General features: G+C 61.0%; 7 protein-coding genes. 5 read left to right on the forward strand and 2 right to left on the reverse strand.

The window, feature by feature from the left end; genetic code table 11:
- From Y703_RS0101980 to Y703_RS0102000, 4 genes are all read left to right on the forward strand, one after another.
- A partial coding sequence (locus Y703_RS0101980) for an aldehyde dehydrogenase family protein (RefSeq protein ID WP_343212863.1) occupies positions 1-1,488 on the forward strand: 1,488 nt, incomplete at its 5' end.
- Positions 1,489-1,574: 86 nt separating this feature from the next.
- Complete coding sequence (locus tag Y703_RS17335) at positions 1,575-2,756, forward strand: LacI family DNA-binding transcriptional regulator (RefSeq protein ID WP_081743338.1); 1,182 nt, start codon at positions 1,575-1,577, stop codon at positions 2,754-2,756.
- Positions 2,749-3,615 carry a phytanoyl-CoA dioxygenase family protein gene (locus tag Y703_RS0101990; protein WP_216698848.1) on the forward strand — a complete coding sequence of 289 codons (867 nt, stop codon included), beginning with the start codon at positions 2,749-2,751 and terminating at the stop codon, positions 3,613-3,615. Before Y703_RS17335 ends, Y703_RS0101990 begins: the two co-directional genes overlap by 8 nt.
- 365 nt (positions 3,616-3,980) lie before the next feature.
- A complete protein-coding gene (locus Y703_RS0102000; protein WP_026551389.1) occupies positions 3,981-4,190 on the forward strand; it encodes a helicase associated domain-containing protein in 210 nt (69 codons plus the stop codon).
- 53 nt (positions 4,191-4,243) lie between these two features.
- On the opposite strand, the gene Y703_RS17340 is transcribed toward Y703_RS0102000, so the two are convergent.
- Together Y703_RS17340 and Y703_RS0102015 are read right to left on the reverse strand one after the other, a co-directional pair.
- Complete coding sequence (locus Y703_RS17340; protein WP_035763440.1) at positions 4,244-4,903, reverse strand: HNH endonuclease family protein; 660 nt, start codon at positions 4,901-4,903, stop codon at positions 4,244-4,246.
- 818 nt (positions 4,904-5,721) lie between these two features.
- Positions 5,722-6,096, reverse strand: a complete 375-nt coding sequence (locus tag Y703_RS0102015) for a hypothetical protein (RefSeq protein WP_026551390.1) — start codon at positions 6,094-6,096, stop codon at positions 5,722-5,724.
- A 1,543-nt stretch (positions 6,097-7,639) separates the two neighbouring features.
- Here Y703_RS0102015 and Y703_RS0102025 point away from each other — a divergent pair.
- On the forward strand, positions 7,640-8,241 hold a 602-nt coding region (locus Y703_RS0102025; protein ID WP_035763442.1), incomplete at its 3' end, for an IS701 family transposase.

Here is an 8,241-nt window from a genome sequence, read left to right on the forward strand (position 1 = left end):
CCAATGAATGCAACACTCTTCACTGAAGGTTCGCTGCTAGGCGCGTCGCCCGCTATGTTCGTCGGTGGCGAATGGGTCACCACCGACGGCACCCGCCTCGTTGACAATCCGGCCACCGGAGAGGTCCTCACGGCGGTTCCCGACGGCCGCCAGGAAGACATCGAGAACGCGCTGGTCAAAGCCAGCGCATCACAGAAGGAATGGGCACGCAGATCCCTCGCCGAACGCGCTTCGGTACTTGAGGAAGTCATCCGCCAGGTCGACGAGCACGCCGAAGAGTTGGCGCAGATCGTGGTGGCGGAGCAAGGTAAGACCATCACCGAAGCACGCGGGGAAATTGGCGGCGTCAAGGCCTTCTTTGACTACGCGGTCAGTCAGAAATACCGCAACGTCGGTGAGTTGGCTGCCCCGGCGGGGCACGGCCAGCAACTAGTCATCAGAGAAGAGCCGGTGGGAATTGTCGCGGCGATCATTCCGTGGAATTTCCCTGCTGCGATTTTCGCCCGCAAGGTGGCTCCCGCACTCATGGCCGGTAACGCCATCGTGCTCAAGCCGAGTGAAATAACACCGCTTTCCGCGCTGGCCATGGCAAAGTTATGTCAGCTCGCAGGAGTTCCAGATGGGCTGATCAGCGTCATCACCGGCCCGGGCCGGGTCATTGGCGCGGCCCTCGTTGAACATCCGCTGGTGAACATGGTGACGGTCACAGGATCTACTAGGGCAGGCAGGGAAATCCTCGCAAAAGCGGCAGAGAAAGTTATACCAGTATCCCTCGAACTCGGTGGCAAAGCACCCGTGATCGTGTTCGACGACGCCAACCTGGATCTCGCCGTGCAGCAGGCCTTTGAAGCAAGATTCTGGAACTGCGGGCAAGTCTGCACCTGCAACGAGAGGACTTATGTCCAGCGGGGTGTCTACGACGAATTCGTCAAACGCTTCGTGGCAAAGGTGAAAGACCTCAAGGTAGGTGACCCGCTGGACAACTCATCCCAAATGGGCCCGAAGGTTTCGCAGGCGGAATGGGACAAGGTCAAGGAATTCGTCGACGCGGCAGTCGTGGCGGGCGCCAAGGTCGAAACCGGCGGCGGCCGTCCGCCAGGAATGGAGGACAGCGGCGGATACTGGTTCGCCCCCACAGTGCTGACCAACGTCACCAACGACATGGACATCGTCCAGCATGAAGTTTTCGGACCGGTCCTTCCTATCGTTCCGTTCGATACCTATAAAGAGGTGATCGAATGGGCTAACTCCACGGAATACGGACTAAATTCGCATGTATACACCGAAAACATGCGGACCGCTATGTGCGCAACCGATGATCTTGAATTCGGTGAGGTTTACATTAATAGGATCGGACCCGAGGAGGTCCAGGGCTTCCACACCGGATGGAAGCTGTCCGGACTCGGTGGAGATGACGGCTTGCACGGATTTGAACGCTACACCCGCCGCAAAACCGTATACACCGACTACGGGTCCACGCCGCTATAAAACTGGGCGCCCGGTCCGGGCACTGCTTGACCCCGGACCGGCGCGTCACTATTGCAGGATCCACACGCACTGAAAGGGCCTTCCACATGGAACCGAGTCCGCCCCCGACTCGTACCAGACTGATTGACGTTGCAAACGCAGCCGGCGTGACGAAGTCGGTTGCATCGCGGGCGCTCAACGGGGACTCAACGCTGAACGTTCGAAAGGAAACCCGCGTCCGTATCTTCGAAGCCGCATCCACCCTTGGGTACGAGCCCCACGCCGGCGCAAAAGCCCTGGCCGGTTCACGGACCCGGGCGCTGGCTCTACTTCTTCCCGACCTGACCAACGCCGTGTACGCCCGGATTGCGAGAGGAGCGTACCAGCAGGCCCGTGAACGTGGGTTCGTGGTGCTGTTAGCCGAGGACACCGAAGATTCCCGTGCGCAGTCCGACTATACAGATCTGGTTGGTGCCGGTCGGGTGGAAGGCCTGCTGATCGCATCTGCAAGGGAAGGGCATCCCTTGCTCGAATCGGGAAGACTTGACAAAGTTCCTCACGTTTTCGTGAATCGTTCCGTCGCGGAATCCAACCGCAATGTGAGTGTTGACCTGATGGGGGCAAGCAGTACTGCATTCCGCTATCTCTACGAGCTAGGTCACCGCAACATGGGGCACATTTCCGGGCCGGGGGATCTCATGCCTGCACGCGAAAGAGAGCACGGGTTCCTCGAGGAGGCAAAGAGCGCGGGCGTAGCCGTCCCCGCGGTTGCCCGCGCAGCATACAGTGAAGCCGGTGGGTACGAAGGTGCGCAACAGCTCATGTCAGAAAACCCGGAAATAACAGCGATTTACGCCGGCACCTTCAGCCAGTCGGTCGGAGCGCTCAGCGCACTGCACGCACTGGGCAAACGGATCCCCGCGGACGTTTCGCTGCTCTCGTACGATGACCTGCCCATCGCGGCCTACCTTGAACCACCACTGACCACCATGGCACTTCCGTTGCAGGAACTTGGCGGAGCCGCTGTCGATGCTCTGATCGACCAACTTCACGGTGCCAAACCACGGGACGTGATCTTGGCCGGGCAGGCCGCCATCATCGAGCGCGCCTCCACCGGCCGGCTGCACACGGAACAGATCCACCAAGGGATGGGCAACATCGGTTCCGGTACTACAGACCAGAGACCGGATCCGATCCATGATTCACGTTATGCAACTGAACCCCCCTCTTCAGCGTTGGCGCGCAGCCGACCGAAGAGAACCATCAAGAAAAGAGGAAGTAATGACTGAGGTGGTTAGAACCGTCGAGGACGTACATATGCCCATTCCGAGTGATGCCGCCGATGAGACAGTTGCGGCTGTTACCGGGCTCTACACAGACGGGGTTATCGCACGGAAAGGGGCCTTCTCCCGTGAATGGGCGACTCAGCTCGGGGAGGACATCGAAGTTGCTTTCCAGGAGGCTTTGTCTCGACCGGGCGGTGCGGTGGGTCGAGGGCCGAAGCGCTACTACGTCGAGATTCACCCTGAGCAGCTTAGAGGATGGGTGGAACTGGTCGATCACCCCTGGGTGCGTATGGTCTGTGAATCTGTCTTGGGCCCGGACTACCAATTTGTCGAACTTGGGTTTGACGTTCCCGGCCCCGGTGCCGTTAACCAGCCATGGCACAGGGACTTTCCAATGCCCGAGGATACCCGGGTAAACAAACGCTTGACATCGCTGGCGTTCAACGCGACCGCCGTTGATACGGAAGAGGACATGGGTCCGTTCGAGGTCGCGCCGACCACGCAGTGGGACCTATCCGAAGGCTTCGATCACGAAATGTTTCCTCCGAAGTCGGCGTACGGCCGCTATGAGGGGCTGGCACAGCGGAAATTCCCGAAAATGGGGGATATTTCGGCGCGATCGGCGTTGACCATACACCGGGGCACGAAGAACCACTCAGAAAAGTCGAGGCCTGTCCTAGTTCTCGGTGTGGACGCTCCCGGGGCTGGGAACGCGGAGCACCACGATATGGCGGTAACTAAGGAGTTTTATGAGAAGCTCCCTCAGCGTGTCCGTGACCACCTTGTCTGTCCGGTGGTGGACGAGTTGACCCCAATTACACAGAAGCACTCTATCGAAGGGCTCATGATGGGTGAGGCGTGATGCTGATGACATAATCGGTCGCACCAAACCGGCTGCTCGGGCAACACCCGAACGGTGCGCACCAAGCTCGAGGAGTACATCGCCCGGATGTACAAGGTGACGGCCGAGAACCTGCCCAAGCTGCCGGATCCCAAGGACGATGATTCCTGACGGGGTCGATGATCCTCGCCTCGGGGATCCATGGCCGCCGGCCCAATCCGAGGACGAGTGGCTGCTTTTCTATCTCCGCAGGCTGACGTTCGCGCAGATCCCTAGGCTATGCCTGGGTTAACTAGGAAACGGTCCGGTGCAGGATCCGGCAGCGCAAGGTCATCAACCCAGCCCTCGCCGGCCAGCGCCTGGTACGCCATGACCAGCCCCGCTACATGGTGCCGCCGGGAGCCCGTGAGCGAGCCTGGAACCGGCGGTACACGGCGTTATTCCGATTCGTCGCCGAGCAGGGTCGCTTCCCGAAACAGCTCGGCGGTCCTGTCGAGCGCGGGCTGGAGAGGTGGCTGTACACGCAGCGGATCAAGCTGTCGTCCGCCGAGCTGGATCACGAACGGGAGGATCTGCTGGACCTACTGGGGGAGTGACGGTCGTCGGCGCACCTGCTCGATGTCTGAACGAGGGGCGCCAGATCTTCCGGCTACGCCTTCGTGATGGTGAGCTTCACGGCGGCGCACTTGTCGGTCCAGGCGATCAGCGCGGCCTTCTCCGCCTTGTCAACGGTCATACCACTCCGGGCCTTCACGACCGTCCACTGCGCGATGTAGGAGCACTGGTTGGCCGGCGGCATCCACTGCTCAGGCCCGGAAGCCTGCTTGGAGGAGTTCAGACTGCTCGTCTGGGCGTTCAACGATCCGGCGTAACCAAGGTCGTTGTAGAACGCTATGCGGCGGGCCTGCGTCCACGCTCTGGCCCCGGAACCCCACGCCTCGTGCACGGGCACCATGTGGTCGATCTGGACAGTACTGGCCGCGGTGTGCGTCTTGTTGTCGAACGTGGTGATCCATTTGCCGGTTGCGACGGTACAGCGCTTCGTGGCCGTGTACTTCGGTGCGACCCTGCTTTGGGAGATGAGCACCTCGGCGCGTGTGTTCTGGCAATCCCTACTCTGGTCGCTCCACTGCCCGAAGTGGCGGTTCCGGTCATATCTGACGTTGTTCTCCATCGCGACGGGCAGCGCACGTACAGCGCTACGCGGGGGGGTCGGTCGTGTACGTCGTCGCGGCGCTGGCCGGTGCTGTGACGCCGTGAAGAGCAGGCCGATGGTGAGGGCGCTGACAAGCGCCGATTTGATTCTCATGGTGTTCCCCCGAGTAGAAGCGCCCCCAGTAGGCGCTGAAATGAGTGTGACACCTACCACTGACGTCCTAGGGAAGCTTGTGGGAAAGCTTCGGGATTACATAGGTGCTGGCGGTGTTGTGGGCACGGGGAGGTTTCGGTGGGATGCCGCACACATGACTGTTACGACCGGATGGCGACCGCCCCGGGTGACAGCAACACCAACCATGGAGGACCATTATGGCCACCGAAAATTTGGACCGTCACGAAATTGAGAACGCCCATGAATACCTGGTGCCTTAGGAGCGCAGGTACCAGCTCGACCAAGAGAATGGGCTGGGTGAGGACGACTTCCCGCCGCTGCGCGACGAGTACGTCCCAGACGCGTTCTGGTTGGGCGCCGTCGCGCTGTTCATCACGGAGGCCGAGCTCGACGGGAACGCCATCGTCGCCAGAAACCAGGGGTCAATGCTGGCCGCGCGAGCGGCCGGGTTCACGGTCGCTGCGCTGGCCGGTGTGGAGGTGCGGGGGAAGAGCAGGCTTCGGGATTAGGTCGTCTGGCTAGGTCGTATGGGGTGTGAGTGAGAACACCCGGTCGTACAGGCGACTACCGTTACTGATGCGACACATCTTAAACAGCGTGTACCAAAAAGACCGCATGTTTCTTGGCAATGCAGCCGAATGCGCCGGTTCGGTCCCATTACGGACAAGGACCGATGACGCGGTGCCATGTTTTCAGCCGAAGTGGCACGCTGGGCCAGCCGATGCGCCGCATAATGCTACCTCCGAGCGCAATGCTTCGAAGCACCCGGATACCTCATCGCCGTCGAGGGGCGGGCACTAGCATCTTGGGATTATCCTGCACACGGCGGCAGTGAAGTTGAGATACTTCCCAACTTGCAGCCCGTCGTCGACCTGCCCGGACAGCTTATTGACGTGCTGATTCCAGGTGACCTTGGTATTTCGAGCGTGGCCTTGCGTGTCGGCCTGGGCGTCCGCCTCCGACATCGCCGTAAAGCAGGAGGCGGCCGCAGAGGCTTTCAAATCGTTCTGGATGCGATCCACAAGAGTGCTGGTCGGCTCAATCTCGGATGCCGACTTCGCAGCCCTATAGGCGGACAACATGCACTTAGGGATCGCTGCGGAGTGCCCGGTGTTCCGATTGAGGGTGGCGCCGATATAGTCTGCGCCTCGATTCGACAGATAGCCGATCAAGAACTCCTGGGTTGCCTAGGCTGCGGTCAATCCGGGGTCCGGAACCCACGTGATGATGGGGGAGTCAGGGATGCTCACGGAATCCCCCGGAGCCATGAATGGGAGACCGTCAGGGACAAGCCCTGACGCACGGAAGAACTCCGCCTCTGGCGTGGTGTCCACGAGCCGGTATTCGTTTGAAGACCCCGTGAAATGCCACACGCCGTCGCTCTTATTGGTGAGGAACCTAGTTGCCGCCCCAGAGGGAACCGGAATGTCGGCCCTGTGGGAGCAGACTAGGACATCTGCATACACTTTGGCTTGGTCACCAGTCAGGCCTGTGTAACCGGTGCTGTGGTAGTTCGGAGTCCACGGACAAGAACCAGGAGGATCGGCGGCAATCTGATCGAGCAGCACGTTCACGGGATCCGGCGGAGGTTGGGAAGGTACTGGTTCCTGCGGGGTGAAGCCAGTACTGTCCTCGGGGGCGGTTTCGCTGCCCTCAGTCCCGCCATCATCACCGCCGCCGCCGGACAGTCCACAACCCGACAAGGTGACCGCCAGCAGAAGCGCCAGCAGGAGAGCAAGCAGTCGAAGGACTCTGGGTACCATGGCTTTCCCCGCTCACCTTGAGGATGATGCGGCTATCCTACGCTTGCCCTCGGCCGGTCGGAAGTGATTTCATGCGGCACATATCCGCACCAGGAGTCCTGTCGCACACAGCAGCGCACGATTGAATCCCAGCCTGCAGATGTCGATGCGGCCCCCTCCGCCGGCGGACAGCTCGCGGACCGTCGCCACGGAGTCCCAACCGTCACCTCGGGCTCAGCCACGCCACTCCTGACGACTGCCCAAATTGCAGTGTCAACCAACAGTCCTTACGGAGAGGGCTGGCCGTTCATTCAGATGAGCATCGCCATCTCGCGGCTGTCCTGGATAAGGTCGCCCGTAAGAGATCGGCGTGCGGTTTCAGAACGGCAACCCACTTCCCCGCGCTGACAGCCCGTTCGCATTAGCTAGGTCAAGGAGTCAACAAAATCGAGGCAGTCCCTTCACCGCGATGACCGGATCGTTGGGACCGTTCCAGCTGGTGGCGTACTAAAGCCGCGACGCCCCCCGTTGCGCGCATCTAGTCCCCGTTGCCAATCTCACTGCCGAAATTAAGGGCCCCGGCATGCTCGCGGTTCCGGCGATATATCCAGTGGGAGTCCCCATGATCATCGTGTGGACCGATAGGGCCAGCGCCCCGCCCACAAAAACCCGCCAGGGGATAGGACCTGACGGGCTCAACTCGTCTAGCTAGAAGCTACCTCCCGAACCGGATCAACCTAGCTTCCGGCAGGTCCGGTGCAACTAGAGACCTCCCGCCAGTGTCTGGGCGGGAGTATAATCCTGCCACCGACTACAGAAGGGAAACCACGATGGGGTGGAAAGAAAGGCTGTTCGGCAAGCCGCAGCAGCGCCAGGAGACGACGACCGTTGGGCCCACGCCGACTAGTAGTACTTAGTTAGGTTTCTGAGTGTTGCTCTTTTAATCCTGTCGCGGGTCTGTTAATTTCGGTTCGTGAAGGATGATGAGATTGCAGCGGTGCGGACCGAGCTGGAGGACTTCGTGGGCGAGGTCTTCGCGTCGCTGCCGCGCAAGGACCAGCGGGCCAAAGGCAGCCTGTACCTGCGGGGGTTGATGCTCGATGGCCGGCGCAAGTCGATGCAGCCCATGGGTGAGCGCCTCGGTGTGGATTACCAGCAGTTGCAGCAGTTTGTTTCCTCGTCCTCGTGGGCGGTGGAGCCCGTGCGGAGGCGGTTGGCAACCCTGGCGGTGGAAACGATCGGGCCCGAGGCGTGGGTGATCGATGACACCGGGTTCAAGAAGGACGGGCCGGCCTCCCCGTGCGTGGCCCGCCAGTACTCCGGCACGTTGGGGAAAATCGGGAACTGCCAGATCGGAGTCAGTCTGCACGGGGCCACCGATGCGGCCTCGTGCCCTCTGAACTGGCGGCTCTTCGTCCCCGAGGCATGGGACGATACCTGTGCGGAGACGAACGAGGACGCCTTCCGGATCCAGGAACGGCGGTCCCGGGCAGGGATCCCGGACACGGTCCGACACCGCACGAAATGGTCCCAGGCCCTGGAAATGATTGATGAGGCCGCTGTCTGGGGACTGGT

Source organism: Arthrobacter sp. H20, from assembly GCF_000520515.1.
Taxonomy (GTDB): Bacteria; Actinomycetota; Actinomycetes; order Actinomycetales; family Micrococcaceae; genus Arthrobacter_D.

Coding starts and splice junctions, on each gene's coding strand:
- Y703_RS0101990 (WP_216698848.1), top strand. CDS start 2,749: ATGACTGAGGTGGTTAGAACCGTCGAGGACGTACATATGCCCATTCCG.
- Y703_RS17340 (WP_035763440.1), bottom strand. CDS start 4,903: ATGAGAATCAAATCGGCGCTTGTCAGCGCCCTCACCATCGGCCTGCTC.
- Y703_RS17335 (WP_081743338.1), top strand. CDS start 1,575: ATGGAACCGAGTCCGCCCCCGACTCGTACCAGACTGATTGACGTTGCA.
- Y703_RS0102000 (WP_026551389.1), top strand. CDS start 3,981: ATGGTGCCGCCGGGAGCCCGTGAGCGAGCCTGGAACCGGCGGTACACG.